Origin of the sequence: Parasphingomonas zepuensis, from assembly GCF_036663735.1 — a bacterium.
GTDB lineage: Bacteria > Pseudomonadota > Alphaproteobacteria > Sphingomonadales > Sphingomonadaceae > Sphingomonas.
The window spans coordinates 841185-867506 of the sequence record NZ_JAXOJO010000002.1 but is presented as its reverse complement, the minus strand read 5'-3'; the positions used below and the strand labels follow the sequence as shown (position 1 = coordinate 867506).

The 26322-nt window shown below is 65.9% G+C and carries 26 protein-coding genes; 10 read left to right on the top strand and 16 right to left on the bottom strand.

Annotated features, from left to right (window positions below; all coding sequences use genetic code 11):
* Window positions 1-7 precede the first annotated feature (7 nt).
* Entirely contained in the window at window positions 8-1003 is a 996-nt protein-coding gene (locus tag U1769_RS25625) for a hypothetical protein (RefSeq protein ID WP_443030323.1), read from the bottom strand.
* A gap of 3 nt (window positions 1004-1006) precedes the next feature.
* A complete protein-coding gene (locus U1769_RS10395; RefSeq protein ID WP_332715407.1) occupies window positions 1007-1726 on the bottom strand; it encodes an AAA family ATPase in 720 nt (239 codons plus the stop codon).
* 194 nt (window positions 1727-1920) lie between these two features.
* On the opposite strand from U1769_RS10395, the gene U1769_RS10390 reads away from it, so the two are divergent.
* Window positions 1921-2940, top strand: a complete 1020-nt coding sequence (locus U1769_RS10390) for an SPOR domain-containing protein (protein ID WP_332715406.1) — start codon at window positions 1921-1923, stop codon at window positions 2938-2940.
* A gap of 897 nt (window positions 2941-3837) precedes the next feature.
* On the opposite strand, the gene serB is transcribed toward U1769_RS10390, so the two are convergent.
* Complete coding sequence (serB, locus tag U1769_RS10385) at window positions 3838-4719, bottom strand: phosphoserine phosphatase SerB (protein WP_332715404.1); 882 nt, start codon at window positions 4717-4719, stop codon at window positions 3838-3840.
* Between serB and miaA the strand changes: the two genes are divergently transcribed.
* The 7 genes from miaA (at window position 4712) to leuA (ending at window position 12359) form a co-directional block, all read left to right on the top strand.
* Window positions 4712-5650, top strand: a complete 939-nt coding sequence (gene miaA, locus U1769_RS10380) for a tRNA (adenosine(37)-N6)-dimethylallyltransferase MiaA (RefSeq protein ID WP_332715403.1) — start codon at window positions 4712-4714, stop codon at window positions 5648-5650. The two genes, serB and miaA, sit on opposite strands and share 8 nt — an antisense overlap.
* An 82-nt stretch (window positions 5651-5732) precedes the next feature.
* Window positions 5733-7478: an acetolactate synthase 3 large subunit gene (locus U1769_RS10375; protein WP_332715402.1), complete on the top strand. Its 1746-nt coding sequence runs from the start codon at window positions 5733-5735 to the stop codon at window positions 7476-7478.
* Window positions 7478-7993 carry an acetolactate synthase small subunit gene (ilvN, locus tag U1769_RS10370; protein WP_332715400.1) on the top strand — a complete coding sequence of 172 codons (516 nt, stop codon included), beginning with the start codon at window positions 7478-7480 and terminating at the stop codon, window positions 7991-7993. Before U1769_RS10375 ends, ilvN begins: the two co-directional genes overlap by 1 nt.
* A 166-nt stretch (window positions 7994-8159) precedes the next feature.
* Entirely contained in the window at window positions 8160-9179 is a 1020-nt protein-coding gene (gene ilvC, locus U1769_RS10365) for a ketol-acid reductoisomerase (protein WP_332715396.1), read from the top strand.
* A gap of 116 nt (window positions 9180-9295) precedes the next feature.
* Window positions 9296-9907 carry a YceI family protein gene (locus tag U1769_RS10360; RefSeq protein WP_332715394.1) on the top strand — a complete coding sequence of 204 codons (612 nt, stop codon included), beginning with the start codon at window positions 9296-9298 and terminating at the stop codon, window positions 9905-9907.
* Complete coding sequence (locus U1769_RS10355; RefSeq protein WP_332715392.1) at window positions 9904-10518, top strand: TMEM175 family protein; 615 nt, start codon at window positions 9904-9906, stop codon at window positions 10516-10518. The genes U1769_RS10360 and U1769_RS10355 overlap by 4 nt, the downstream gene beginning before the upstream one ends.
* A 182-nt stretch (window positions 10519-10700) precedes the next feature.
* Window positions 10701-12359, top strand: coding sequence for a 2-isopropylmalate synthase (leuA, locus tag U1769_RS10350; RefSeq protein WP_332715390.1), 1659 nt, complete (start codon window positions 10701-10703; stop codon window positions 12357-12359).
* 54 nt (window positions 12360-12413) lie between these two features.
* Here leuA and paoC read toward each other — a convergent pair whose 3' ends face one another.
* The 5 genes from paoC to U1769_RS10325 all read right to left on the bottom strand — a co-directional run bounded on the left by paoC (window position 12414) and on the right by U1769_RS10325 (window position 20000).
* A complete protein-coding gene (gene paoC, locus U1769_RS10345; protein WP_332715387.1) occupies window positions 12414-14618 on the bottom strand; it encodes an aldehyde oxidoreductase molybdenum-binding subunit PaoC in 2205 nt (734 codons plus the stop codon).
* Window positions 14615-15571, bottom strand: coding sequence for an FAD binding domain-containing protein (locus U1769_RS10340; protein WP_332715385.1), 957 nt, complete (start codon window positions 15569-15571; stop codon window positions 14615-14617). Before U1769_RS10340 ends, paoC begins: the two co-directional genes overlap by 4 nt.
* A complete protein-coding gene (gene paoA, locus U1769_RS10335; protein WP_332715382.1) occupies window positions 15568-16197 on the bottom strand; it encodes an aldehyde dehydrogenase iron-sulfur subunit PaoA in 630 nt (209 codons plus the stop codon). Before paoA ends, U1769_RS10340 begins: the two co-directional genes overlap by 4 nt.
* 315 nt (window positions 16198-16512) lie before the next feature.
* On the bottom strand, window positions 16513-17622 hold the full coding sequence (locus tag U1769_RS10330; protein WP_332715379.1) for an acetate/propionate family kinase: 1110 nt from the start codon (window positions 17620-17622) through the stop codon (window positions 16513-16515).
* Window positions 17610-20000, bottom strand: a complete 2391-nt coding sequence (locus tag U1769_RS10325) for a phosphoketolase family protein (RefSeq protein ID WP_443030341.1) — start codon at window positions 19998-20000, stop codon at window positions 17610-17612. The genes U1769_RS10330 and U1769_RS10325 overlap by 13 nt, the downstream gene beginning before the upstream one ends.
* A gap of 218 nt (window positions 20001-20218) precedes the next feature.
* On the opposite strand from U1769_RS10325, the gene U1769_RS10320 reads away from it, so the two are divergent.
* A complete protein-coding gene (locus U1769_RS10320; protein ID WP_332715374.1) occupies window positions 20219-20899 on the top strand; it encodes an NAD(P)H-dependent oxidoreductase in 681 nt (226 codons plus the stop codon).
* Here U1769_RS10320 and U1769_RS10315 read toward each other — a convergent pair.
* The 3 genes from U1769_RS10315 to U1769_RS10305 are packed head-to-tail and all read right to left on the bottom strand — an operon-like array spanning window position 20896 to window position 22273.
* Window positions 20896-21534 carry a glutathione S-transferase gene (locus U1769_RS10315; protein ID WP_332715373.1) on the bottom strand — a complete coding sequence of 213 codons (639 nt, stop codon included), beginning with the start codon at window positions 21532-21534 and terminating at the stop codon, window positions 20896-20898. The genes U1769_RS10320 and U1769_RS10315 overlap by 4 nt on opposite strands.
* A complete protein-coding gene (locus U1769_RS10310; RefSeq protein ID WP_332715371.1) occupies window positions 21531-21899 on the bottom strand; it encodes a ribonuclease HI in 369 nt (122 codons plus the stop codon). The genes U1769_RS10315 and U1769_RS10310 overlap by 4 nt, the downstream gene beginning before the upstream one ends.
* Before the next feature lie 11 nt (window positions 21900-21910).
* Window positions 21911-22273 carry a winged helix-turn-helix transcriptional regulator gene (locus U1769_RS10305; RefSeq protein WP_332715368.1) on the bottom strand — a complete coding sequence of 121 codons (363 nt, stop codon included), beginning with the start codon at window positions 22271-22273 and terminating at the stop codon, window positions 21911-21913.
* Window positions 22274-22400: 127 nt separating this feature from the next.
* Here U1769_RS10305 and U1769_RS10300 point away from each other — a divergent pair, with 127 nt between their 5' ends.
* The gene (locus U1769_RS10300) at window positions 22401-23183 is read left to right on the top strand and encodes an SDR family oxidoreductase (protein ID WP_332715366.1); all 783 of its coding nucleotides are present in this window, start codon (window positions 22401-22403) and stop codon (window positions 23181-23183) included.
* 21 nt (window positions 23184-23204) lie between these two features.
* Here the strand turns inward: U1769_RS10300 and arsH are convergent, their stop codons facing one another.
* The 5 genes from arsH to U1769_RS10275 are packed head-to-tail and all read right to left on the bottom strand — an operon-like array spanning window position 23205 to window position 26310.
* Complete coding sequence (gene arsH, locus U1769_RS10295; RefSeq protein ID WP_332715364.1) at window positions 23205-23945, bottom strand: arsenical resistance protein ArsH; 741 nt, start codon at window positions 23943-23945, stop codon at window positions 23205-23207.
* 58 nt (window positions 23946-24003) lie between these two features.
* The gene (gene arsB / locus U1769_RS10290; RefSeq protein WP_332715362.1) at window positions 24004-25080 is read right to left on the bottom strand and encodes an ACR3 family arsenite efflux transporter; all 1077 of its coding nucleotides are present in this window, start codon (window positions 25078-25080) and stop codon (window positions 24004-24006) included.
* A complete protein-coding gene (arsC, locus tag U1769_RS10285; protein WP_332715360.1) occupies window positions 25077-25505 on the bottom strand; it encodes an arsenate reductase (glutaredoxin) in 429 nt (142 codons plus the stop codon). The genes arsB and arsC overlap by 4 nt, the downstream gene beginning before the upstream one ends.
* A complete protein-coding gene (locus tag U1769_RS10280; RefSeq protein ID WP_332715357.1) occupies window positions 25502-25867 on the bottom strand; it encodes an ArsR/SmtB family transcription factor in 366 nt (121 codons plus the stop codon). The genes arsC and U1769_RS10280 overlap by 4 nt, the downstream gene beginning before the upstream one ends.
* Complete coding sequence (locus tag U1769_RS10275; protein WP_332715354.1) at window positions 25858-26310, bottom strand: ArsI/CadI family heavy metal resistance metalloenzyme; 453 nt, start codon at window positions 26308-26310, stop codon at window positions 25858-25860. Before U1769_RS10275 ends, U1769_RS10280 begins: the two co-directional genes overlap by 10 nt.
* Window positions 26311-26322: the final 12 nt, after the last annotated feature.

Genomic DNA, 26322 nt, shown 5'->3' with positions numbered 1-26322 from the left:
TTTCGTATCAATGTTTCGCGCGCGGTGGCGGCAGCTGGCTGGCCAGCTCTTCCACTTCGGGCAGCGATTTCAGGAAACTGTCGAGCGCCTCGGTCACCAGGGCCTGGGCTGACAGGTTGTGCAGCGCGCTCGCCAGGCGCAGCCGCAGATGTCGATCGTGATCGAGCCGCAAGGTGAAAGCCGCCTTGCCCATCTTCGCTTCGGTCTCCCGCCCGATTTGGGCAGCGGCCGCCAGTGAAACGGTGGCGGTCGGAGCGACATGGGCGACGGGCATGGGGCGCGGCTCGAAGGCCGGCTCCCGCACTGGTGCGGGCTCGGGCGCATACAGTTCGGGCATGTGCCGCCCGGCCTGGTTTGCCTCAGGCCCATCGACCTCCGGTTCCTCTGCCTCGGGCTCGTAAGCCTCGGGTTCATAGGCCCCGGCTTCATAGCCCCCGGATTCATACGCCCCTGGCTGATAAGGCTCGGGCTGATGGGTCTCGGGCTGATAGGCTGGCGCCGCATCGGCCTCGGGCTGATAAGCCTCCGCCTGGTATGCCTCGGGTTGATAGATCTCCGGCCGGTACACCTCGGGTTGATAGGTCTCCGGTTGGTACGCCTCGGTGTGATAGGCCTGGGGCTGGTCCGTTTCCGGCCCATCCATTTCCGGCTCATCGTCCTCGGGCTCGTACGCCTCATGCGCATAACCCTGCGGCGCATAGTCGGCGGGCTCATGTGTCTCGGGCCCGCGTGGCGCCTCGAACTCCTCGTGCAGCGCCTCGCGCTGCCGCAGGACCGGCGGCACGCCGGCCGGCGGCGCGAACACCTGATCGGGTGCGTGGAACTCCGGCTGAAGATCGTCCGGGTGGCCCATGTCGTTCCAGCCGAGATCGTCCTGGCCGCCGGGGATCGTGCCGAACCCACCAAAGCCCTGCGGCCGCATGGCCGGCCGCGCCTGTCCCTTGCGCGCGAGCAGGGTAGAGGAAAGCGAGGCAAGCGGTTTGGGTTGCCCGATCACTGACATCGATCAGCTCCCGACCACGCGGCGCCCGAAGGCGCTTGCCGCGGGGCGTGGTGCGCCATAACCGCTCGGGACGGTCGGGGCCGAGAAGACGGTGCGGCGGAAATTCTTCTCGAGCCGATCCGAGATATAAGTCCAGAGCGCCTGGATCTCCTGGCTCGACTTGCCGTTGCCGTCGACTTCCATGACGGTCCGGCCATCGATCATCGAGGCGGCGAAATCGGTGCGGTGGTGGACGGTAATCGGGGCGACGGTGCCGTGCTGCGACAGCGCGACCGCGGCTTCGGAGGTGATCTTGGCCTTTGGCGTCGCGCCGTTGACCACGAACAGCAACGGCTTGCCAGCGCGTTCGCAAAGATCGACGGTGGCGCCGACGGCGCGCAGATCGTGCGGGCTCGGCCGGGTCGGGATGACGATCAGTTCGGCGACGGCGATCACGCTCTGGATCGCCATGGTGATCGCCGGCGGCGTATCGATCATCGCCAGGCGGAAGCCCTGTTGACGCAGCACTTCCAGGTCGGCCGCAAGCCGGGCGACCGTCGTCTGGGCGAAGGCCGGAAATTCGCTGTGCCGCTCGTTCCACCAGTCGGACAGGGAGCCCTGGGGATCGATGTCGATCAGCACCACCGGGCCGGCGCCGGCCAGCTGAGCCTGAACGGCGAGATGCCCGGACAGGGTCGTCTTGCCCGATCCGCCTTTTTGTGATGCCATTGCGAGAACGCGCATGGTGCCCCTTCAACTCCCGCCAATTCCTGACCGAGAATTGCCACGGGAGACGTCAAGAAGCGGTTAACAGGCCGGAATCGATGCTCCGCACCCCTGGCGAGACCCTTTCCGCACTGCCGTCCCTAACCAAATCTTTGCCCGATCGCGGTTAGCGAAAGCGGGTTCCCGGCGGCTTGGCCGGGATGGAGACTGTCATGCGCAAGACGTTTCGACCGGCGGCCTCGGGGCTTGCCGTCATGATCCTCGCGGTGGCGTCACCGGCCTGGGGCGACGTCAAGGCGGGCGTGGATGCCTGGCGTCGCGGCGACTATCGGAAAGCCGTGGAGGAATGGCGTCCAGCTGCGAGCGCGGGCGAGGCCGACGCCCAGTTCAACCTGGCCCAGGCCTATCGCCTCGGCCGCGGCGTGCCGGCCGACCTGGCCCAGGCCGAACGCTGGTTCCGCGAGGCGGCACTGCAGGGGCAGAGCGAGGCCGGGATCAATTACGGGCTGACCCTGTTTCAGAACGGCAAGCGCGAGGAGGCGCTGCCCTGGCTCGAACAGGCGGTCGCCCGGGGCGATCCGCGCGCGCAACTCGCGCTCGGCACCATGCTCTATACGGGTGACGGCGTCGACCGTGACTGGCCGCGCGCCTATGCACTTCTGACCCGTGCGGCCGCGGCGGGCCAGCCCCGCGCTACCGAACTCAAGGCGCAGATGGACGAGCATGTCTCCCTCATCGATCGCCGGGCGGGCCTTGCCCTGGCCAGCCGCTACGCGGCAGCGGTGCCGCGCTCGGTCCTGCCATCCGAGATCCTCGGACAGGGCAGCGAGGCAGCGATGCAGGTCACCGATCTGCCACCTTCCGACTTCGACCAGCATGGCGCGGAACCGGCCCCAGCGGCGATCCCACCGCCCCACGCGCCGTCTATCGCCGTGGCGGCGCCCCGCCCGGGAGCGATACCGGCGACGGCGGGCTGGCGCCTTCAATTCGGCGCCTTTCGCGACGAAGCCAATGCGACGGCTTTATGGGACAGGCTCAGGGAACAGGTCAGCGCCCTGAGCGGCCTCGAGCCGGTCTTCGTGCGTAACGACACCCTGACGAAGCTCCAGGCAGGCTCCCTGCCCTCCTCCGCAGATGCGGTCAGGGTCTGCGCGGCCGTCCGGCCGACCGGAACGCCTTGCGTGCCGATTGCGCCTGACCATCAGGTCGATCACCAGCAAGGACGGCGATAGCGCCGGGTTGCAGGCGCCCTGAATTCGGTGAGCCCAAAAAGGTCGCAAGAGCTTTATAGCTAGCGATACGGCACCACTTTGAGTTTTGCGGTAGCGGTGATGTATACCATCCGCATCCACCCCGCTCGTTCGGACGCGAGTGGGCAAACACGGAAGTCTCCCCAGATGCTGCGGTCAAAGCTCGGCTCCAACCTTTTGATCGTGGCTGGCAAGGCGTCGTCAGTATCCGCTTGAGATTTGCGATTCAGCACCCCTAGGAGACGATGGCTATTGCGCGGCCAAATTCTGAGACTTGGCGTGCCATTGGAGTATGCAAGGCGACCGGTTACCCAATAGCACGGATATGACTTATGCTGCTCCGCGGTGCTGGCTGAGACAGAGGCTGCGACAAGCGCGAGATAGCCGATAACCATCAGGCCGTTTTAGAGGCCTTTGATTTGGTACGCCACTGGCGGCAAACTCCTACTCCCTATTGCATCGCATTCTGCTTCTCGATTCACGGCGCTGGGAAAAAGCCCGCGCTCGGACGGAGATTCAACCGGGCGTCGATCTCTGCTGAAATCGTGTCGCGATCAGTCAGCCTGATCGATCCGGAGGTGCGGGATGCGATACTATTGGTTCGGAACGCCGAAATGCCGCGCAGGAAAATCAACCCCCACTGACAAAACTCGGTCAAGTCATGCGGCAGTCAAGCCGCTGTGCTGGAATCGAGTCGCTACCGCTCGGGCAAAGACGCCACGTCACCGGCTTCCGCCACTGTTCGGCAAATCCTGCACGGGCGCTAAGATCGTTCCGAAATCGCCCTCTCCTGGGCGGGTGACAAAAGTCCGCGGTTACTTGGCGCTTTTTCGCGGCTCGGCGTCATCTCCAACACCGCATCTTGTCGATTATTACAACTCAGGCTTCGATCCAGTCCGCCCGTGCGATTCCCTGCGCGTAAAGCAGCGCGGTCAGATCGTTATGGTCGATCCGCGCCGCGGCTGCCGCGGCGACGATCGGCTTGGCGTGATAGGCCACGCCGAGCCCTGCCCGCCTGATCATCGCCAGATCGTTGGCGCCGTCACCCACCGCCAGAGTCGCTACGGGCGAGAGGCCAAGCTCGGCCGTCGCTTCCAGCAAGGTGCGCTCCTTGGTGTCCGATCCGACGATCGGCTTGGTCACCCGCCCGGTGAGCATGCCGTCGGCAATCTCCAGCCGGTTGGCGATGGCCCGGTCGAATCCGATCATCCCGGCGACCGGCTCGGCAAAGCGGGTGAAGCCGCCCGACACGAGGATGGTCAGCGCACCGCGCGCCTTCATCGTGCGGATCAGCGCCACCGCGCCGGGCATGATCGTCACGCGCTCGGCCAGGCAGCGCGCGATGACGCCTTCGTCCAGCCCTTCGAGCAGCGCGACCCGCGCATCCAGCGCCGATTCGAAATCGAGCTCGCCGCGCATCGCGGCTTCGGTTACCGCCGCGATCTGCGGCTTGATTCCGGCATAATCGGCCAGCTCGTCGATGCACTCGATCGTGATCATGGTTGAATCCATGTCGGCGACGAGCAACTGCTTGGCCCGGCCCTCGGCCCGCTGGACGACGACGTCCACGCCGGGCAACACGCCCTCCAGCGTACCGCGCGCCGCATCGGGCTCGATACCGAACATGATGTCGCCGGCGAATCCCTCGTCCAGCCAGACATGGGCCGCCGGCAGGCAGCCTGCTTCGTCGAGCCGGTCCTGCGCGGCCGAAATATCGCCCCCGCTAAGGTTTCCCGCTGCTATCAGCGTCGCAATGAACATGAAGCCTCCCTTGCCGAGCGTGGCGCTCATCGCAGGGCCGACCGCCAGCGGCAAGTCGGCTTTGGCGATCGCCATTGCCCGCCGGCATCGCGGCGTGGTGATCAATGCCGATTCGGCCCAGGTCTATGCCGATCTGCGGGTACTGTCGGCCCGACCGAGCCCGGAGGAAGAAGCGCAGGCGCCGCACCGGCTGTTCGGCCATGTCGACGGCGCCGACATCTATTCGGCCGCACGTTGGGCAACCGAGGCACGGGAAGAAATCGCGCATGCTCACGCCGCCGGCCTGTTGCCGGTGCTCGTCGGTGGCAGCGGACTCTATCTGCGCACCTTGCTCGACGGCATCGCCCCCGTACCGCCGATCGACCCGGCCATCCGCGACGAGGTGCGCGCGATGCCGGTGGCCGATGCCTATGCGCGCCTCGCCGAGCTCGATCCGCCCGCCGCCGACCGCCTCGCGCCGGCCGATACGACGCGCGTCGCCCGCGCGCTCGAAGTGGTCCGCTCCACCGGAAAGCCGCTGGCGACGTGGCAGGAGGCGAAGGTCGGCGGTATCGCCGGCCGGATCCAGCTGATGCCGGCTGTCCTGCTGCCCGATCGCGCCTGGCTGCTCGCGCGGTGCGACACGCGGCTGGAGGCGATGTTCGCCGGCGGCGCGATCGAGGAAGCGCGCGCCGTGCTGGCTCGCACCGATATCCTGCCCACCGCCCCCGTCCGCCTGGCGATCGGCGTACCGGAGATCGGCGCCATGCTTTCGGGCACGGCCACCATGGCGGAGGCGCTCGCCGCGGCGCAGCTCGCCACCCGCCAATATGCCAAACGACAATTTACGTGGTTTCGGAACCAACCTCCCGCTATGTGGCCGCGCGAGGCAGCGACAGAAACATGCGCGCTGCTGGGCAATTTTGAAACTAGATTCCTTGAACAAGCTTGACGAACAAATTTTCGATCATTAACGGCGCCCTTCGCGAAGCAATATTGCGTAGCGGGTACGCCATACGAGTGGGAACAAGACGATGACGGAGCAAAGCGGAGCCGATATCCTGGTCGAGGCGCTGTGCGATCTCGGCGTGGAGGTCGTGTTCGGCTATCCCGGCGGCGCGGTGCTTCCGATCTATGATGCGCTGTTCCGGACCGGCCGGATCAAGCACATCCTGGTTCGCCACGAGCAGGCCGCGACTCATGCTGCGGAGGGCTATGCCCGCTCGACGGGCAAGCCCGGCGTGGTGCTCGTCACCTCGGGCCCGGGCGCGACCAATGCCGTCACCGGCATCACCGATGCGCTGATGGATTCGATCCCGATGGTCGTCATCACTGGCCAGGTCCCGACCGCCCTGATCGGCACCGACGCGTTCCAGGAGGCGGACACCGTCGGCATCACGCGGCACTGCTCCAAGCATAATTACCTGGTGAAGGATCCGGCGCGGCTCGGCGACATCATCCATGAGGCGTTCCACATCGCGACCTCGGGCCGCCCCGGCCCGGTCGTGGTCGACATCCCCAAGGACGTCCAGGTCGCCAGCGCCCGCTACACCAAACCCGGCCCGATCAAGCACAAGACTTATCGCCCGCAGGTCAAGGCCGACCAGAGCCTGATCGAGCAGGCCGTCGACATGCTCGCGGCAGCCGAGCGCCCGATCTTCTACACCGGCGGGGGCATCATCAATGCCGGCCCGGCCGCAAGCCAGTTGCTGCGCGAGCTGGCGCGGATCACCGGCGCGCCGGTCACCTCGACCCTGATGGGCCTGGGCGCCTTCCCTGCCTCGTCCGATCAGTGGCTCGGCATGCTCGGCATGCACGGCACCTATGAAGCGAATCTTGCGATGAACCAGGCCGATCTCATCGTCTGCCTCGGCGCGCGCTTCGACGACCGGGTCACCGGGCGGCTCGATGCGTTCAGCCCGCATTCGCGCAAGATCCATGTCGATATCGACCGGTCGTCCGTGAACAAGAATGTCCGCGTCGACCTCCCGATTATCGCCGATGTCGGCCATGCGCTCGAGGATATGGTCCGCGTGTACAAGGCGCGGCGCCATCCCAAGCCCGATCTCGCCGAATGGTGGCGGCGGATCGACGGCTGGCGCGCGGTGCGCAGCCTCGATTTCACGGACGGCCCGACCGAGATCATGCCGCAGCGCGCGATCAAGGCGTTGTGGGAGGCGACCCACAAAAAATCGCCGATCATCACGACCGAGGTCGGCCAGCACCAGATGTGGGCAGCCCAGCATTTCGATTTCGAGGCGCCGAACAAGTGGCTCACCTCGGGCGGGCTCGGCACCATGGGTTATGGCCTGCCCGCCGCGATCGGTGCGCAGCTCGGCAATCCGAACGCATTGGTGATCGATATCGCCGGCGAGGCCTCGATCCAGATGAACATCCAGGAACTGGGCACGGCGACGCAATATCGCCTGCCGGTCAAGGTCTTCATCCTCAACAACCAGTATATGGGGATGGTCCGCCAGTGGCAGGAACTGACCTATTCCAGCCGCTATTCGGAGAGTTACAGCGATTCCCTGCCGGATTTCGTGAAGCTGGCGGAGGCTTATGGCTGGAAGGGCATCCGCATCGAGGGGCCGGATCAGCTCGAGGACGGCATCGCCGCGATGCTGGCGCATGACGGGCCGGTGCTGGTCGATTGCATGGTGGCGAAACTCGCCAACTGCTTCCCGATGATCCCCTCGGGCGCGGCGCACACCGACATGCTCCTCCAGGCCGCCGAAGTTTCGGGCGAGATGGACGACGAAGCGAAGGCCCTGGTCTGATGCACATCAAGGAAGAAACCTCCCGCCGGCATACGCTGGCGATCATGGTCGACAACGAGCCGGGCATTCTCGCCCGGATCGCCGGCCTGTTCACCGCGCGCGGCTATAATATCGAGAGCCTGACGGTGTCGGACGTCACTGCCGACAAGGCAGTGAGCCGGATCACCATCGTCACTTCGGCGTCCGATCATGTGATGGAGCAGATGCTGGCTCAGCTCGACCGGCTGATCCCGGTCCATTCAGTGACCGATCTCACCGCGCTCGGGCCGCACGTCGAGCGCGAGCTGGCGCTGGTGAAGGTGCGCGGCACCGGCGATCACCGCATCGAGGCGCTCCGCCTCGGCGATGTCTACCGCGCGCGCGTGGTCGACGCGACCACGTCGAGCTTCGTGTTCGAGGTGACCGGCGGGCCGGACAAGATCGACACCTTCATCACGCTGATGCGCGAGGTCGGGCTGATCGAGGTCGCCCGCACCGGCATCGTCGCGATCGCCCGGGGGAAAGACTCGGCGTAAAATACACCTCTCCCATCGGGAGAGGGAGGGGCCCGCCGCGAAGCGGTGGGACGGTGAAGGTGAGAGCCTTCACGCCCCCTCGCCCTCACCAACTCCGACTAGGCAGCAAGCTGCCAAGTCTCCGTATCCTCTCCCGCTGGGAGAGGGATAAGAAAGGGAATAATCAATGCGTGTCTATTACGATCGCGATGCCGATCTGAACCTGATCACCGACAAGAAGATCGCGATCATCGGCTATGGCAGCCAGGGCCATGCCCATGCGCAGAACCTGCGCGATTCGGGCGTCAAGGACATCGCGATCGCGCTTCGTCCCGGCTCGGCCACCGCGAAGAAGGCCGAGGATGCCGGCTTCAAGGTGATGACCAATGCCGAGGCAGCCGCCTGGGCCGACATCACCATGATCCTCGCGCCCGACGAGCATCAGGCCGCGATCTATGCCGACGATCTGCACGCTAACCTGAAAAAGGGTGCGGCGATCGCCTTCGCGCACGGCCTGAACGTGCATTTCGCGCTGATCGAGCCGCGCGAGGATCTCGACGTGATCATGATCGCGCCGAAGGGCCCGGGCCACACTGTGCGCTCCGAATATGTGCGCGGCGGCGGCGTGCCCTGCCTGATCGCGATCGACCAGGACAAGAGCGGCAACGCGCACGACATCGCGCTGGCTTATGCCTCGGGCGTCGGCGGCGGCCGTTCGGGCATCATCGAGACCAATTTCCGCGAGGAATGTGAGACTGACCTGTTCGGCGAGCAGGCCGTGCTTTGTGGTGGCCTGACGCACCTGATCCAGGCCGGTTTCGAGACACTGACCGAAGCTGGCTATGCCCCGGAAATGGCGTATTTCGAGTGCCTTCACGAAGTGAAGCTGATTGTCGATCTGATGTATGAAGGCGGCATCGCCAACATGCGCTATTCGATCTCGAACACCGCCGAATATGGCGACATCACCACCGGCCCGCGCATCATCACGTCCGAGACCAAGGCCGAGATGAAGCGAGTCCTCGCCGACATCCAGGGCGGCCGCTTCGTCAAGAACTTCGTGCTCGACAACCGCGCCGGCCAGCCCGAGCTGAAGGCTGCCCGCAAGGCCGCCGCTGCTCACCCGATCGAGAAGGTCGGCGCAGAGCTGCGCGCGATGATGCCATGGATCGGCGCGAACAAGCTGGTCGACAAGGACAAGAACTGACGGCGGGCCGGTCCGTCAAGGCTGCTCGCGGCCAACGGACCGTTTCCGCTTCGGCGCTTGCATTCGCAGGGGGCCGCGTCATCTTGGCGCGGCCCTTCCCTGTCGGAGAATCCCTTATGCGCTTTGCCCTTGTCGCCGTTCTGGCGCTCGCCACCGCCCCACTGCTTGCGCAAACCCCGCCAGGCCCTCCCGGCACGCCGGACGCCACCAAAGTCGTGTCGGGCACCTATCAGGTAGAGCCGCGCCACACCCAGGTCCTGTTCACGGTCAACCATCTCGGATTCACCGAATATACCGGCCAGTTCACCAACCCGACCGGCACTCTGGTGCTGGACGCCGCGAACCCGGGCAGTTCGAAGGTCGATATTACCATCCCGATCGCCAATGTGCTGACCACGGTTCCGCAGCTCGACGAGCATCTGAAGGCGCCGGATTTCTTCGACGCAGCGAAATTCCCGACCGCCAAGTTCGTCTCCACCAAGGTGACGGTCACCGGCACGACCGCCACGATCGCCGGCAACCTGACGCTCAAGGACGTGACCAAGCCGGTCGTCCTGAAGGCGCGCTTCATCGGCGCGGGCAACGCCACGATGGGCGCCAAGAAGCTCAACTTCGGCTTCGCCGCGACCACCACCATCAACCGCAGTGATTACGGCATCAACTTCATCATTCCCGCCGTTTCCGACAAGGTCGATCTCGTCATCAACGCCGGCTTCGTCGCGCCGTGAGCGATTCGGCGCCGTCCGGGGATGAGGAAGGCCGGCCGGGTATTGGCCGGGTCGAAGCCTTCTCGGACGGCGTCGTCGCGATCATCGTCACGATCATGGTGCTCGAACTCCATCCTCCCGAAATGGTGGGGTGGGACAAGCTCTGGGCGCTCTGGCCGGTCATGCTCGCCTATGTGCTGAGCTATGCCTATGTCGCGATCTACTGGGTCAACCATCACCGCCTGTTCACGCACGCGACTCATGTCACCAACGGCCTGATCTGGGCGAACATGCTGCTGCTGTTCACCCTGTCGCTGGTGCCCTTCGCCACTGCCTATCTCGGCGAGCATCATTTCCACCGCGATGCGACACTGCTGTACCTCGTGACTATGCTGCTGCCGTCACTCGCTTATGTCCGTCTCCAGTCGATCATCCGCCGCACCGGCAAACAGGGTCCCGCGGCCGAAGCCTATCACCGGCAGATGACCCGCAAGGGCCTGTTCGCGACGATGCTCTATGTCGCCGGCATCCCCCTCAGCTTCCTGTCGCCCTGGCTCGGCATCGTCTGCGCGGCGCTTGTGGCCCTGTTCTGGTGCCTGCCGAAAAGCTCGTTCGACCGGTTGTTCGATTGACGGGCTGGACAATCACCGCACGGACGCGGTAACGCGCTGGCAATGACGCAGGCCCTTCGCCTTTCGCTGCTTCGACTTACGCGCCCTTAGGCGCGACCTTCGCCGTGCGCCACTGGCGCGCGCGACCCGCCTAAGGGCCTCTTCCGACCCGAACGACGACCGCGAGCAGCGAGTAGAACATCATGTTGCGTGACCCCTCGACCAAATACCGCCCCTTCCCGCAGATCGATCTGCCCAACCGCCAATGGCCGTCGCGAACCATCACTCAGCCGCCGCGCTGGCTCTCGACCGATCTGCGCGACGGCAACCAGGCGCTGATCGATCCGATGGACGGCGAGAAGAAGACCCGCTTCTTCGACCTGATCTGCAAGGTCGGCATCAAGGAGATCGAAGTCGGCTTCCCCAGCGCCGGCGCGACCGAGTTCGACTTCATCTCCGGCCTGGTGAAGACCGGCCGCATCCCCGATGACGTGACGATCCAGGTGCTCACTCAGTCGCGCCGCGACCTGATCGAGACCAGCTTCGAATCCCTGCGCGGCGCACCCAAGGCGATCGTCCATCTCTACAATGCGGTCAGCCCGGCCTGGCGCAAGATCGTGTTCGGCATGAGCCGCGACGAAGTCCGCCAGATCGCGGTCGAGGGCGCGAAGATCCTGCGCGATTGCGCGGCCGCGCAGCCGAACACCGACTGGTTTTTCGAATATAGCCCCGAAACCTTCTCCACCGCCGAACTCGATTTCTCGATCGAGGTCTGCGAGGCCGTGATGGAGATACTGCGGCCGACCCCCGATCACCCGCTGATCCTCAACCTGCCGGCAACGGTCGAGGCCGCCACGCCGAACATCTATGCCGACCAGATCGAATGGTTCGGCAAGAATATCCGCAACCGGGACAGTGTGGTGATCAGCCTGCATCCGCACAATGATCGCGGCACCGGCGTCGCCGCGGCCGAGCTCGGCCTGATGGCCGGCGCCGACCGCGTCGAGGGCTGCCTGCTCGGCAATGGCGAGCGCACCGGCAATTGCGATCTGGTGACGGTCGCCCTCAACATGTACACCCAAGGCATTGATCCGAAACTGGATTTTTCGGATATCGATCAGATCATCAATACGGTCACCTATTGCAACCAGCTGCCCGTGCACCCGCGCCATCCCTATGCCGGGGAGCTGGTGTTCACGGCCTTTTCCGGCAGCCATCAGGATGCGATCAAGAAGGGCTTCTCGGCGCAGGCCGAGCGGAACGACGAATATTGGGAGGTCCCGTACCTGCCGATCGACCCTGCCGATCTCGGCCGCAGCTATGAGGCGGTGATCCGCGTCAACTCGCAATCCGGCAAGGGCGGCGTCGCCTGGGTGATCGAACAGGACAAGGGCCTCAAGCTGCCCAAGCGGCTCCAGGCCGATTTCAGCCGCCACGTCCAGGCGCTCGCCGACGAGACGAGCCGCGAGCTGAATGCCGAGGACATCTGGGGCGCCTTCGAAAAAGCCTATCTGCGCAAGGACGGCGATCGCTTCACCCTGCTCGACTACCATGAGAGCGGCGCCTCGGGCGATCGCTTGTTCGTTGGCCGGGTGGCGATCGGCGGCGAGGAACGATCGATCAGCGGCCGCGGCAACGGCCTCATCTCGGGCGTGATCGCCGCGCTCGGCGAAACGACCGGGCCGCAACTCGATGTGGTTGATTACAGCGAACATGCGATCGGCCACGGCGCCGATGCGCAGGCGGCGGCCTATGTCGAATGCCGCGCGTCGGATGGCCGCACGGTATTCGGTGTGGGGATCGACGCGGATATCGCGACCGCCTCGGTGCGCGCGGTCCTCAGCGCGGCGAACGCGGTCTGACCACCGACCCGGGGCTGAGGAGGGGAACAGCGCAAGCCACCCCCTCCCCAACTCTCACACGATCTCCGGCAGCCGGTCGAGATGCTTGTCCAGCGTGATGGGGTAATCCCGCACCCGCACGCCGGTCGCGTTGTAGATCGCGTTGGCGATCGCCGCGCCGACCCCGCATAGCCCCAGCTCGCCGACACCCTTCGCCTTCATCGGCGAGGAGATCGGATCGACCTCGTCGAGAAAGATCACGTCCTGATGCGGGATGTCGGCATGGACCGGCACCTCATAGCTGGCCAGATCGTGGTTGACGAAGAAGCCGAAGCGCTTGTCGACCGCCAGTTCCTCCATCAGCGCCGCGCCGACGCCCATCGTCATCGCGCCGATCACCTGGCTTCGCGCTGCCTTTGGATTCAGGATCCGGCCCGCCGCGCAGACCGCCAGCATGCGCCGCACCCGCGTCTCGCCGGTGAAGCCATCGACGGCCACCTCGACGAAATGGCCGGCAAAGGTCGATTGCTGATATTGCTTGTCGAGCGTGCCATATTCGATGCTGTCCTCGACGACGATCTCGCCGTCGCGCGCCGCATCCCCCAGCGCGACGCTGCGCTTCCCCGATCGCACCTTCCCGTCGGCAAAGGCACTGGCGGCAGGATCGAAGCCAAGCCGCTGCGCCACCGTCTCGCGCAGCTTCATGCATGCGGCATAGACGCCCGCTGTCGAATTGTTGGCGCCCCATTGCCCCCCTGAACCCGCCGACACCGGAAAATCGGAATCGCCCAGCTTCACCACGACCTTGTCGAGACCGATGCCCATCGTCTCGGCTGCCGTCTGCGCGAGGATCGTGTAGGTGCCGGTGCCGATATCGGTCATGTCGGTTTCGATGGTCACGACACCCTTGCCGTCAAGCCGCACCCGTGCGGCCGACTTCATCAGCAGGTTGTTGCGGAAACCCGCGGCCACACCCATGCCGATCAGCCAGCGCCCTTCGCGCACCGAAGCCGGCTTGGCGACGCGCCGATCCCAGCCGAACCGCTCTGCCCCGAGGCGCAGGCATTCGACCAGCTGCCGCTGCGAGAATTTGCGCTCCGGCTTTTCCGGATCGACCTGGGTGTCGTTGAGGATGCGGAACTGCACCGGGTCCATGCCCAGCTTTTCCGCCATCTCGTCCATCGCGATCTCGAGCGCCATAAGGCCCGGCGCCTCGCCCGGCGCGCGCATCGCATTGCCCTCGGGCAGGTCGAGTTCGGCAAGCCGCATCGCGGTAAGCCGGTTCTCGCCGGCATAAAGCAGTTTCGTCTGCTGCACCGCCGTTTCGGGCTTGCCGTCCGGCAGGTTGCCCGATGCGCTCTCATGCGCGATCGCGGTGATCCGTCCCTCGCGCGTGGCGCCCAGCCGGATGCGCTGGATCGTCGCCGGCCGATGAGTCGCATTGTTGATCATCATCGGCCGCGGCATCGCCAGCTTGACCGGCCGCTTCGCTGCCTTTGCGCCAAGCGCCGCGAGGATGGCATCCGCCCGCAGGAACAACTTGCCGCCGAAGCCGCCGCCGATGAACGGCGAATCGAGCCGCACATTCTCCTTTGGAATGCCCAGCGTCTTCGCCACGTCGCCCTTGGTCCAGGCGATCATCTGGTTCGATGTCCACAGCGTCAGCTTGTCGCCCTCCCATGCAGCGATGGTCGCGAACGGCTCCATCATCGCGTGGGATTCATCGGGCGTCGTATAAGTCGCGTCCAACTTGACCGGCGCGGCGGCAAACGCCCCTTCGAAATTGCCGACGCGCGAGATCTTCGGGGCATCGTCGTCGCCGGTATAGGGCGCCGTCGGCGCAAGCGCGGCCAGATCGAAATTGCCCTTCCCGCGGGCATAATCCACCCGCACCAGATTCGCGGCGGTCCGCGCCTGCTCGAACGTCTCCGCGACGACGATCGCGACCGCCTGATGATAATGCTGGACCTCAGGCCCACCGAACAGCGATGCGATGGCGAAATTGCCCTTGGTCAGCTTCGGCATGTCGAGCGTGGTGACGACTGCCAATACGCCCGGCGCAGCCCTTGCCTGTTCCGCGTTGATCCGGGTGATCCGGCCCTTCGCGATCGCGCTGCCGACGATATAGCCATAGGCTTGGTTCGCCACCGCATCGTGCCGTTCATAGGCATAGGGCGCGGTGCCGGTGGTCTTGAGCGGACCGTCGATGCGGTCGGTCGGCTTGCCGATCACCTTGAGCTGGTCGATCGGGTTCGTGCCCGCGGGCGTATCGAACTTCATGCCTGGTTCCTCGCGTCGCTCATCACCGCCGCGATCGTTCGTTCGACCAGCGGCACCTTGAAGGCGTTGTCATGGGTTGGCTTGGCACCTGCCAACAGCTGCGCGGCAACCGCCTTCGCTCCGCGCGGCATTGCCGCTTCAGCCGCCTCGACCCGCCACGGCTTCGGCGCGATGCCGCCGATCGCGACGCGACCGGTTCCGTCCGGCCGGATCACGGCAGCGACCGAAACCAGGGCAAAGGCGTAGGACGCGCGATCGCGCACCTTGTGGTAGAGATGAGTCCCACCGATCGGCTTGGGCAAGGTGACGCCGGTGATCAGCTCGCCGCGCTTCAGCACCGTCTCGATATGCGGCGCCTTGCCGGGCAACTGATGGAAATCAGCGATCGGAATGGTCCGTGCCAGTCCCGTCGCATCGACCGTCTCGACCGTTGCGTCGAGCAGCCGCAGCGCCACAGCCATGTCGCCCGGATAGGTCGCGATGCAGGCGTCGCTCGTTCCGATCACGCCGAGCTGCCGGCTGAACCCGCCGATCGCGGCACAGCCCGACCCTGGCTTGCGTTTGTTGCATGCCTGGTTGGTATCGTAGAAATAGGGACAGCGAGTCCGCTGGAGCAGATTGCCCGCGGTCGTGGCCTTGTTGCGCAGCTGGCCACTCGCGCCCGCGACGATCGCGCGAGTCAGCACGCCGTAATCGCGCCGGATGCGATCGTCCGACGCAAGCGTCGTGTTGGTCACCAGCGCACCGATCCGAACGCCGCCTTCCGCAGTCTTCTCGATCCGGTCGAGCTTGAGTGGGCCTACATCGACGAGATGCGCGGGCGCCTCGATCTCCAGCTTCATCAGGTCGAGCAGATTGGTGCCGCCGGCGATGAACTTCGCACCCGGCGTCCGTGCGACGGCAGCCGCCGCTGCGCCTGGCGTTTCGGCGCGTTCGTAGCTGAACGGTTTCATGCCGCGCCTCCCGCGACTTCGGCCATCGCTTCGGCGATATTGGAATAGGCACCGCAGCGGCAAATATTGCCGCTCATCCGTTCCCGCATCTCCATGTTGGTCGCTTGCGGCCGCTCCGTCAGGCTGGCCGAAACATGGCTCGGCACGCCGGCCTTGATCTCGCCGAGCACCGCCACCGCCGAACAGATCTGGCCGGGCGTGCAATAGCCGCATTGATAGCCGTCATGCTTGATGAAGGCCGCCTGCATCGGATGCAGGTCGCCCGGCGTGCCCAGGCCTTCGATCGTCGTCACCTTGTCGCCCTCATGCATCACCGCGAGGCTGAGGCAGGAATTGATCCGCTTGCCGTCGACCAGCACCGTGCAGGCACCGCACTGGCCATGATCGCATCCCTTCTTCGTGCCCGTCAGCTGCAGATGCTCGCGCAGCGCGTCGAGCAACGTGGTGCGCGTATCGAGCTCGAGCTCCCGCCGCTTGCCGTTCACCTCGAGCGCCACTTTCATCATCGACGGCGTCGTGCGCGGCGGCACGCCCTGTGCCTCGGCCCGGGGCACGGCAGTAAGCGCGGCCGTGGCAGCGGTTGCCGCCAGAACGCCGCGCCGTGATATTTCCAGATCGCCAGCCATGTTGGGACCCATTCCTTTTCCAAATTCTTCTAACAGGCGAAGCACTACGCAGCGACACGAGCGATTTCTTATGCTCGGCCCAACGCACGAAACCCGCCTCGCGATGCATCCGCTTGATGCCGCATTCGACATGAACCCATTGTCCAGCTTCGTAAGGGATCGCGCGACCTCATCCAGGCACCGCGATACTGGGCATCACCGCCCGGGTCGAGCCACTCGACTTCATGATGGGTCTCCTTTACGCATGCCCCAAGACTACACTGCGGGGCGCCGCGCGATTACCCTGTCAAAGCTGCATGTTGTCATGCGCCGAATTCATGAATGCGCGGGAAACAGTCCCTGGCGAAGCCCTTGAGGCGGCCCAAGCACGGCAAACACCTCGCGCGCGATCTGGCCGCCTTCGTCGGACGGCAGGCTCCTGACTGCGACCGTCCCGGCCGCTCCCTCGCCCTGCGCCACCCCGGCCCAGGAAAGATCGCGGCAGATCGCCGCACGCGCCACTGCGTCGTTCTCGCCAATGCCACCGGTGAACACGATCAGGTCGGCGCCGCCCAGGGCCGTCATCATTCCCGCAATCTGCCGTGCGACCGAGCGGCAGAAGATCGCGACGGCCAGCGCCGCATCGCGATCCGTCTCGGCCGCGGCGTGAAGTCGGCGCATGTCGGGTGACAGGCCGGAGATGCCAAGCAACCCCGACTGACGGTCGATCAGTTCCTCCAGGCCCGCGCCATCCAGGCCCCCGTCGCGCAGCAGGAACAGCAGCAGCCCCGGGTCGATATCGCCGCTCCGCGTCGCCATCACCACGCCGCCGCTGGGCGTCAGCCCCATGCTCGTATCGACCGAGCGGCCGCCGCGCACTGCGGTGACGCTGGCCCCGCTGCCCAGATGCGCGATGATCAGCCGCTCCGGCACGCCATCGCCGAGCTGGTGGAGGATCGACTGGCAGGAAAGGCCGTGGAATCCGTAGCGCCGCACGCCCCGGGCTCGCAGCACGCGCGGCACCGGCAACACCGCGGCGATCTCCGGCAGGTCGGCGTGAAATCCGGTATCGAAACAGGCGATCTGCGGCCTGTCCGGATAGTGTGCGCGCGCCGTCTCGACCAGCGCGAGCGACGCCGGGCCATGCAGTGGCGCGAAGGCGCTGGCCGCCTGCAGGGCGGTGATGACGTCGGCATCGATCGCGACCGGTCGAAACAAACTGGGGCCGCCATGCACCATCCGGTGGCCGATCGCGTCGGGCGCTGCGCCATGCAGGGCCGCCGCCACTTGCTCGAACACCGCGTCGAACCCGGCCGCGGCCCCCGTTTCGCCGACCGCCAGCGGCTCGATCGCTTCGCCCGCCTCCCGGTAGAGCCCGAATTTGAGCGAGGACGACCCGCCGTTGAGCGTCAGGACAGTGCGCTCGTCCCCCGTCACCGGTGCCACTGCCAGTCCCGCACCTCCGGCAGATCGTCGCCCTGCTCGGCGACGTACAATTTGTGGCGTTCCATCGTCGTCCAATAGCGCGCGGTCTCGGCCGGGACGCGATCTTTCAGCCGCGGGATCCGCTCGATAGCATCGAGCGCCAGCCGATAGCGGTCGAGATCGTTGAGCACGACCATGTCGAACGGCGTGGTCGTCGTGCCCTCCTCCTTATAGCCGCGCACATGGATATTATGGTGGTTGTGCCTTCGATAGGTCAGCTTGTGGATCAGCGGCGGATAGCCGTGAAAGGCGAAGATCACTGGCTTGTCGGTGGTGAACAGCGCATCGAACGCGCGATCGTCCAGCCCGTGCGGATGCTCCGATTGCGGCTGCAGCACCATCAGGTCGACGACGTTGACGACGCGGATGCGGATGTCCGGCACATAAGCGCGCAGCATCGTCACCGCCGCCATCGTCTCCAGCGTCGGCACGTCCCCGGCACAGGCCATCACCACATCGGGCTCGCCGGCGTCGCTCGCCCAGTCCCAGATGCCGGCACCGGCGGAGCAGTGGCGCACCGCCGCATCGATCCCCAGCCATTGCCATTCGGGCTGCTTGCCCGCGACGATGACGTTCACATAATGGCGGCTGCGCAGGCAATGATCGGCGACCGAGAGCAGGCTGTTGGCGTCCGGCGGCAGATAGATCCGCACCACACCCGCCTTCTTGTTGGCGACATGGTCGATAAAGCCCGGATCCTGATGCGACAGGCCATTATGGTCCTGCCGCCAGACATGCGACGTCAGCAGATAGTTGAGCGAGGCGATCGGCTTGCGCCACGGAATCCCGCACGTCACCTTCAGCCACTTCGCATGCTGGTTGAGCATGGAATCGACGATGTGGACAAAGGCTTCGTAGCACGAGAACAGGCCGTGCCGCCCGGTCAGCAGATAGCCCTCGAGCCAGCCCTGGCAGAGATGCTCGCTCAGCACCTCCATCACCCGCCCGTCGCGGCTGAGGTCGGTATCGACCGGGTCGATCTCCGCCATCCACGCCTTGCCGGTGACGTCATAGACGGCCTGCAGGCGGTTGGACGCGGTTTCGTCGGGGCCGAACAGGCGGAAATTGGCCGCCTCCATGTTGAACGCCATGACGTCACGCAGATAGCCGCCCAGCACGGCCGTCGCGGCAGCCTTGACGCCGCCCGGCGCCGGGACCGCCACGGCATGGTCGCGGAAATCGGGCAAAGACAGCGGCACCAGCAGCTCGCCGCCATTGGCATGCGGGTTGGATCCCATCCGGCGATGGCCAGTCGGCGCCAATGACGCATAGTCCTCGCGGAACTTGCCGCGCTCGTCGAACAGCTCGTCCGGGCGATAGCTCAGCATCCATTGCTCGAGCTGACCCAGATGCGCCGGATCGGTAAAATCGGCGATCGGCACCTGGTGCGCGCGCCACGTGCCCTCGACTGGCTTGCCATCGACGATTTTGGGCCCGGTCCAGCCCTTCGGCGTGCGCAACACGATCATCGGCCAGCGCGGCCGCACCCCGCCGTCCTCGCCCGATCGCGCCGCCCGCTGGATCTCGCCGATGCGCGCGGTGACCGCATCGAGCGTCGCGGCGAGCGCCTGGTGCACTGCCATCGGCTCATCGCCCTCGACGAACCACGGCTCATGGCCATAGCCGCGCAACAGGCTCACCAGCTCCTCGCGGTCGATCCGCGCGAGCACGGTCGGGTTGGCGATCTTGAAGCCGTTGAGATGAAGGATCGGCAGCACCGCGCCGTCCCGCACCGGGTTCAGGAACTTGTTGCTGTGCCAGCTCGTCGCGAGCGCACCCGTTTCCGCTTCGCCGTCGCCGACGACGCAGGCGACGATCAGGTCGGGATTGTCGAACGCGGCGCCGTACGCATGCGCCAGCGAATAGCCCAGCTCGCCGCCTTCGTGGATCGATCCCGGTGTCTCCGGCGCGACATGGCTTGGGATCCCGCCCGGCCAGGAGAATTGGCGGAACAGCCGCTCCATCCCGCCCCGGCTCCGCTCGATCGCCGGGTAACGCTCGGTGTAGGAGCCTTCGAGATAAGTGTTCGCCACCAGCCCCGGGCCCCCATGGCCGGGCCCGATCACCGCGATCATGTTCAGGTCATGCGCCACGATCAGCCGGTTGAGATGGACGTAGAGCAGGTTCAGCCCCGGCGTCGTGCCCCAGTGGCCGAGCAACCTGGGTTTCACGTCTTCGATCGTCAGCGGCCGTTCGAGCAGCGGATTGGCGCGCAGATAGATTTGCCCGACCGACAGGTAATTGGCCGCGCGCCAGTAACCGTCCATCCGACGCAGCATGTCGGGCGACAAGGGCAGGTCTTTCGAGCCGGCGGCGGCCGGCGCTTCAGGTGGGGTCATCATCGTCTCGTCCACCTTAAATCTTGTGGCGCAGGTCGCGGAAAGGGATCCTCCCGCGCGTCGCAATCGCCAAACAATGAGCGAAAGCCAGGATCGCACCCTACACGCCCCTGTCAGTTCCGCCTACTCAGGCTATCGTGCCGCTTGCAGGATTCGGCGAACTCGCCCGAGCCACATCGCGGCGTTCATGCTAGGCCGAGCACATTGGAGAAAAGACCTTGAGCCCGAACCACGCGCGCGACTCGCATCCCCCACGCCACGTCGTCATCCTCGGGCATCCCGCGCCGGACAGCTTCAATCACGCGATTGCCGCGCGCTACCGGGCGGCCGTCAGGGACGCCGGGCAGGAAGTGGTCGTGCGGGATCTGTACGCGCTCGAATTCGATCCGCGCCTGCGCGCCGTCAACCGGCCCGGCCTGGCCAGCAACAGCCTCACCGGCGACGTCGCGGCCGAACTCGGCTATCTGCGCCAGGCCGAGGCAATCGTGCTGGTCTATCCCCTGTGGTTCGGCATGCCGCCGGCGATCATCAAGGGCTATGTCGATCGCGTGCTCGGCGCCGCCCTCACCCCGGCGGACATCATCAACGATGTCGACGATGCGATCCTGCGCGGGAAGCGTTTCGCCACTTTCTCCACCTCCAGCGCCTCGCGCGACTGGCTTGAAGCAAAGGGGCAGTGGCAGGCGCTCCGCCAGGCGTTCGATTCCTATCTGCTCTCGATCTTCGGCATGCAGGACGGCGGCCATACCCATTTCGACTCCATCGAGCATGATCTCGATCCTGCCGAGGCCGAGCGGATCCTGCAGCGCGTCGAGGAGCAGGCTCGCGAAACCTGTGCTGCGCTGACCGCCGCACGATCCTCAGCCGCCTCGTCCGTGAAGGACGGCACTTTCGACTAGCCCGTCTCGCCGGACGGCCACAGGATCGGCGCATCGCCCGGCGCCCACGGCGCCAGCCGCACCATCGCCCGGTCGAACAATGCCGATCCGACGTGCCGCGCCAGCCAGGCCTGCACCAGCGGGATCGCCTGCGCCGCGAACCATGCCCCGTCCACCGCAGCGAACTGCCGCACGAACGGCATGATCGCCATGTCCGAAAGCGTCCGCTGCATACCGCACAGGTTTCCGTCCACCAGCCGTTCTTCCAGCAGGTGCAGCAGCGCCAGTCCGGCGTCCCGGTACGCGATCGGGTCGGCATCATGGCGTCCGGCATATTTGTAGCGGTCGAGCGCCGGCTTGAACTGCGTGTCGAACAACTCGATCAGCGCCGCATCGGCCCCCGCCAGCCAGGCTTCGGGGTCGTTGCGACCGAGCGCCCACCGCATGATGTCGATGCTCTCGTCGATCACCGTGCCGTCCGCCAGCACCAGCACCGGCACGGTTGCCTTGGGCGACGCGGCGATCAGCACAGCCGGCTTGTCGCGCAGTACGACTTCGCGGATCGCGAACGGCACCCCGCTCGCCAGCAGCGCCAGCCGCGCGCGCATCGCATAGGGGCAGCGCCGGAAACTGTAGAGGATCGGCACATCCGTCATCCCGCGTGCAACCTCGCCAGCGCGATCCCGGCAAGATTTTGCGATCGCTTGATATAGCGGATGCGCGGCATCCCCGCCGCGCCCGCCAGCGTGCGCAACGCCGCCAGATGCGCCACGGCAGCCCCGCGACATTTCACCGTCCCATTGGCCTGCCCGATCACCGCCACCGAATCGCCGAGCAGCACGACATCTGCCGCGCCGATCGACTGCGCGACGCGCAGCGCATGGATCAGCGCCAGCCACTCGGCATCCATGCTCGTCCCGTGCCCGAGCGCGCGCAGCACATGCGCCTGCCCGCCGGCCACCACCGCCAGCTCCATCGCGCCGGGATTGGGCCGGCATCCCCCATCGAAATAGATTTTCACGCGCGCCACCCTCAGCGCTGCTCCGCCCAGTGGAGCAGCGCGTCGAGCGCCGGGCACAGCGACTGGCCCCACTCGGTCAGGCCATATTCCACTTTCGGCGGCACCTGGTGATGGACCAGCCGCGTGACGATCCCGTCGGCTTCCATCTGACGCAGTTGCTGGATCAGCATCTTCTGCGAAATCGCCGGGATCGCGCGTTCGAGATCGGAAAAGCGCAACAGCTTCCCGCCGAACAGATGGAACAGGATCACCAGCTTCCACCGCCCCTCGAGCATCCGGATGACCTGCTCGACGCCCGATGCCGCCGAGAACGGGGTGTGCTCGACGGGCTTACCTTCAGGTAAGTACCCTACTTTTTCGTCGGTTCTTGTCATTATCGCCCGCTAGGACGATCTGGATCGCAGAGCAACAGCGGCGCCGCGCCGGCGCCTGGGAGACAGCGATGCCCGATCCGATTCAAGCCCTGCCACCTGCCCTCGCCGATGCGCTGGAGATCGGATGATGGCCGGCTGGATCGATCTCACCGGCCGCCGTGCTCTGGTCAGCGGCGGTACCAAGGGTGTCGGCGCGGCGGTGGTCGCGGCGCTCCAGGCCGCGGGCGCCACCGTGATGACGAGCGCCCGGTCACAGCCCGAAACGGTGCCGGCTGGCGTTCATTTCGTCGCGGCTGACCTGATGACGGCGGCCGGCTGCGCCGCGCTAGCCCAGGCCGCCCGCGAGACGCTGGGCGGCGTCGATATCCTGGTCAACGTGCTCGGCGGATCGAGCGCGCCGGGCGGAGGCTTCGCCGCGCTCGACGACGAGCAGTGGGAACGGGAGATCGCCCAGAATTTGATGGCGGCAGTGCGGCTCGATCGCGCACTGGTGCCGGCGATGGTCGAGCGCGGATCCGGCGTGGTGATCCATGTCACCTCGATCCAGCATGCGCTGCCGCTGCCCGAATCCACCACTGCCTATGCCGCCGCCAAGGGCGCGCTCGCGACTTACAGCAAGGCGCTGTCGAAGGAGGTCTCCCCCAAAGGCGTGCGCGTCGTCCGCGTCTCGCCCGGCTGGGTCGAGACCGACGCATCGGTGGCGCTGGCGGAGCGGCTCGCCGCCCAGGCCGGCACCGATTATGCCGGCGGCAAGCAGATCATCATGGACAGCCTCGGCGGCATCCCGCTCGGCCGCCCGGCCAGGCCGGACGAAGTTGCCGACCTGATCGCCTTCCTCGTCTCGCCCCGTGCCGCGGCGATCACCGGCACTGAATATGTCATCGACGGCGGCACCGTGCCGACGGTCTAGCCGCTCGGCCAGTGCCCTGGTTCAGGCGGTGGAGCGGGACGCGAGATCCTGGGTTGCGTCCCGTTTTGCCGCCGCGGCCTTGCGTTCGGAATAACGATCGACGAGCTGGGCGGCATGGCCGCGCGTCAAGACGGTGAAGCGGACCAGCTCCTCCATCACATCGACGATCCGGTCGTAATAGCTCGACGGCTTCAACCGGCCGGCCGAGTCGAACTCCTGCCACGCCATTGCGATGCTCGACTGGTTCGGAATCGTGATCATCCGCATCCAGCGGCCGAGCAGCCGCAGCGTGTTGACTGCGTTGAACGACTGCGATCCCCCGGACACCTGCATCACGGCGAGTGTACGGCCCTGGGTCGGGCGCATGCCGCCGAACTCGAGCGGCAAATGGTCGATCTGCGCTTTCATGATGCCGGTGATCTGGCCGTGCCGTTCCGGGCTGCACCACACCATGCCCTCCGACCACAGCGCGTGCTGGCGCAGCTCATGCACCGCCGGGTGATCGTCGCCCTCCACCTGATCGGGTAATGGCAGGTCGGCGGGATCGAATATCCGCACCTCCGCGCCGAACAGGATGAGCAGGCGCGCAGCTTCCTCGACGGCCAGCCGGCTGAACGATCGCTCGCGCAGCGAGCCGTAGAGCAGGAGGATGCGCGGCTTGGGATCGCGCTGGCCGAGCCCTTTGGCAAGGTCAGTCCGCACCAGTGAGCGATCGAGCGCCGGCAGGTAGTCGGGATCGGCGAGGATACGAAGACGCGACATCAGTTGATCCGACTTGAGAGGAGAGCAGCGCCGGCCACCGCACCGGCCATGGTCGCGATCATGCCGGAACCCGCCCTTCGTACCAGGGCCGGGTCTTCTTCACGATTGCGACCACGGATAGCATCACGGGCACCTCTACCAGCACCCCGACCACGGTCGCTAGCGCAGCGCCAGAATTGAAGCCGAACAGGCTGATTGCGGCGGCGACCGCCAGCTCGAAGAAGTTGGAGGCGCCGATCAGCGCGGCGGGCGCGGCGACGCACCAGGCGACGCCGAAGCGGCGGCTCAGCCAATAGGCGAGTCCCGCATTGAAATAGACCTGGATAAGGATCGGCACCGCGATCAGGGCGATCACCAGCGGATGCGCGATGATCGCCTTGCCCTGGAACCCGAACAACAGCACCAGTGTCGTCAGCAGCGCGACCAGCGAAACCGGCCCAAGCCGCGTAAGCAGCCTTTCTAGCGCGGGCGGACCGCCCGACGCCAGCACCGCGCGCCGGAGGAGCTGGGCGACGATGACCGGCACGACGATGTAGAGCGCAACCGAGAGCAGCAGCGTACCCCACGGCACCGTGATCGACGCCACACCGAGCAACAGGCCGACCAGCGGTGCGAACGCGAACACCATGATGAGATCGTTCAGCGCGACCTGGCTGAGCGTGTAGGCAGGATCGCCGTCGCAAAGGTTGGACCAGACGAACACCATCGCGGTACAGGGCGCCGCCGCCAGCAGGATCAGGCCCGCGATATACGAACTGATCTCGGCTTCCGGCAGCAACGGGCGAAACAGCCAGCCAAGGAACAGGGTGCCGAGCAGCGCCATCGAGAAGGGCTTCACCGCCCAGTTGATGAACAGCGTGATGCCGACACCCTTCCAGTGCTGCCGTACCGAGCCGAGCGCGGTCAGATCGATCTTCAGCAGCATCGGCACGATCATCAGCCAGATCAGCACCGCAACCACAAGATTGACCCGGGCGACCTCAGCCGAGGCGATCGTCGCGAACAGCCCGGGCAGCGCATGGCCGAGCGCGATGCCGACCAGGATGCACAGCGCGACCCAGCCGCTGAGATAGCGTTCGAATGGACTGATCGCCGGCCTGGTCGGCGTAACGCCCCCCACGGTGGCGGCGCTCATGATGCGATCCGCTGTCCGCTGTCGTCGATCACTCGCTCGCCATCTTCCTTCGTAAAGGCGCCATGCTGCTCGCCCGGCAGCAGATCGAGCACTGTTTCGGAAGGCCGGCACAGCTTCACCCCGAGCGGCGCGACCACGATCGGGCGGTTGATGAGGATCGGGTGATCCATCATCGCGTCGACGATCGCGTCGTCGCCGAGCGACGGATCCGCGAGGCCCAGTTCGGCGAAGGGCGTCCCCTTCTCGCGCAGCAGCGCACGCGGCGTCAGCGCCATGCGCTCGATCAGCGACACCAGCATCGCGCGCGATGGTGGAGTCTTCAGATATTCGACGACATGGGGCTCGACCCCGGCGTTGCGGATCATCGCCAGCGTGTTGCGCGACGTTCCGCACGCGGGATTATGGTAAATGACGATGTCGGTCATTGGACCGCGCCCGGCTGGCAACAGGCCGCCTTCGCCACCATCTCCGCGAGCGGAGCGCAGATCTCCGGCTTCCCCGCGCAGCAATCCTCCATCAGGAAGCCCAGCAGGTCGCTCATTTGGCCATAAGCGGCAGTGTAGATGATCGATCGCCCCTCGCGCCGGGAAGCGACCAGGCCGGCATGGCCCAGGATGGTGAGGTTACCCGACAGCGTCTGGGGCACATGCCCGGTCGCCCGCGCGATCTCGCCCGACGCCATGCCCGCCTCGCCGGCGCGGACGAGCAGGCGGAAGACTTCGAGCCGGCCGGCATGAGCAAGCGCCGACAAGGCCGCAACGGCAGCGCCGGTATCCATCAGCAGCATGCCCGTGCAGCGGTGGCGCGGGCCGGACCGCTGCCGGTGCTGGCGGGTGGTGCGGGAGGAACGTCATCCTCACCATAGCTGGTCGCCTCGCCAAAGGTGAAGAACGTCTCCCACCGCACGCCGGACGGGTCGTTCACCCAGCTCTTGTCGGATCTGGCATAGCAGCAGGTGGTGGCCGTCTGGTCGAGCGTGTCGGTGCCGGCGGACTTCAGGCGATTGGCCAGCTCCGCCAGTTCATCGGCACTGTCGACCTGGATGCCGATATGGTCGATCCCCATTGTCCGTCCGCGCTGCGAGATCGCGAAATTGACCTTCGGATCCTCGAGCATCCATTTGGCATAATCGTCCTTCACGACGATCGGGGCGGTGCCGAACAAGATACGATAGAACGCGATCGACCGAGTAAGGTCTGACACGTTGACGTGCAGATGCATGCGCTTCATCGGCTGGCTCCT

Excerpts from the sequence above, each read along its gene's own strand:
- arsC (WP_332715360.1), bottom strand. The coding sequence starts at position 25,505 with ATGACCGACATCGTCATTTACCATAATCCCGCGTGCGGAACGTCGCGC.
- ilvC (WP_332715396.1), top strand. The coding sequence starts at position 8,160 with ATGCGTGTCTATTACGATCGCGATGCCGATCTGAACCTGATCACCGAC.
- U1769_RS10275 (WP_332715354.1), bottom strand. The coding sequence starts at position 26,310 with ATGAAGCGCATGCATCTGCACGTCAACGTGTCAGACCTTACTCGGTCG.
- ilvN (WP_332715400.1), top strand. The coding sequence starts at position 7,478 with ATGCACATCAAGGAAGAAACCTCCCGCCGGCATACGCTGGCGATCATG.
- U1769_RS10305 (WP_332715368.1), bottom strand. The coding sequence starts at position 22,273 with ATGACAAGAACCGACGAAAAAGTAGGGTACTTACCTGAAGGTAAGCCC.
- U1769_RS10300 (WP_332715366.1), top strand. The coding sequence starts at position 22,401 with ATGGCCGGCTGGATCGATCTCACCGGCCGCCGTGCTCTGGTCAGCGGC.
- U1769_RS25625 (WP_443030323.1), bottom strand. The coding sequence starts at position 1,003 with ATGTCAGTGATCGGGCAACCCAAACCGCTTGCCTCGCTTTCCTCTACC.
- U1769_RS10340 (WP_332715385.1), bottom strand. The coding sequence starts at position 15,571 with ATGAAACCGTTCAGCTACGAACGCGCCGAAACGCCAGGCGCAGCGGCG.
- paoC (WP_332715387.1), bottom strand. The coding sequence starts at position 14,618 with ATGAAGTTCGATACGCCCGCGGGCACGAACCCGATCGACCAGCTCAAG.
- arsH (WP_332715364.1), bottom strand. The coding sequence starts at position 23,945 with ATGTCGCGTCTTCGTATCCTCGCCGATCCCGACTACCTGCCGGCGCTC.
- U1769_RS10390 (WP_332715406.1), top strand. The coding sequence starts at position 1,921 with ATGCGCAAGACGTTTCGACCGGCGGCCTCGGGGCTTGCCGTCATGATC.
- U1769_RS10375 (WP_332715402.1), top strand. The coding sequence starts at position 5,733 with ATGACGGAGCAAAGCGGAGCCGATATCCTGGTCGAGGCGCTGTGCGAT.
- paoA (WP_332715382.1), bottom strand. The coding sequence starts at position 16,197 with ATGGCTGGCGATCTGGAAATATCACGGCGCGGCGTTCTGGCGGCAACC.
- U1769_RS10395 (WP_332715407.1), bottom strand. The coding sequence starts at position 1,726 with ATGCGCGTTCTCGCAATGGCATCACAAAAAGGCGGATCGGGCAAGACG.
- U1769_RS10315 (WP_332715373.1), bottom strand. The coding sequence starts at position 21,534 with ATGACGGATGTGCCGATCCTCTACAGTTTCCGGCGCTGCCCCTATGCG.
- arsB (WP_332715362.1), bottom strand. The coding sequence starts at position 25,080 with ATGAGCGCCGCCACCGTGGGGGGCGTTACGCCGACCAGGCCGGCGATC.
- serB (WP_332715404.1), bottom strand. The coding sequence starts at position 4,719 with ATGTTCATTGCGACGCTGATAGCAGCGGGAAACCTTAGCGGGGGCGAT.
- U1769_RS10325 (WP_443030341.1), bottom strand. The coding sequence starts at position 20,000 with ATGACCCCACCTGAAGCGCCGGCCGCCGCCGGCTCGAAAGACCTGCCC.
- U1769_RS10360 (WP_332715394.1), top strand. The coding sequence starts at position 9,296 with ATGCGCTTTGCCCTTGTCGCCGTTCTGGCGCTCGCCACCGCCCCACTG.
- leuA (WP_332715390.1), top strand. The coding sequence starts at position 10,701 with ATGTTGCGTGACCCCTCGACCAAATACCGCCCCTTCCCGCAGATCGAT.
- U1769_RS10280 (WP_332715357.1), bottom strand. The coding sequence starts at position 25,867 with ATGCTGCTGATGGATACCGGCGCTGCCGTTGCGGCCTTGTCGGCGCTT.
- miaA (WP_332715403.1), top strand. The coding sequence starts at position 4,712 with ATGAACATGAAGCCTCCCTTGCCGAGCGTGGCGCTCATCGCAGGGCCG.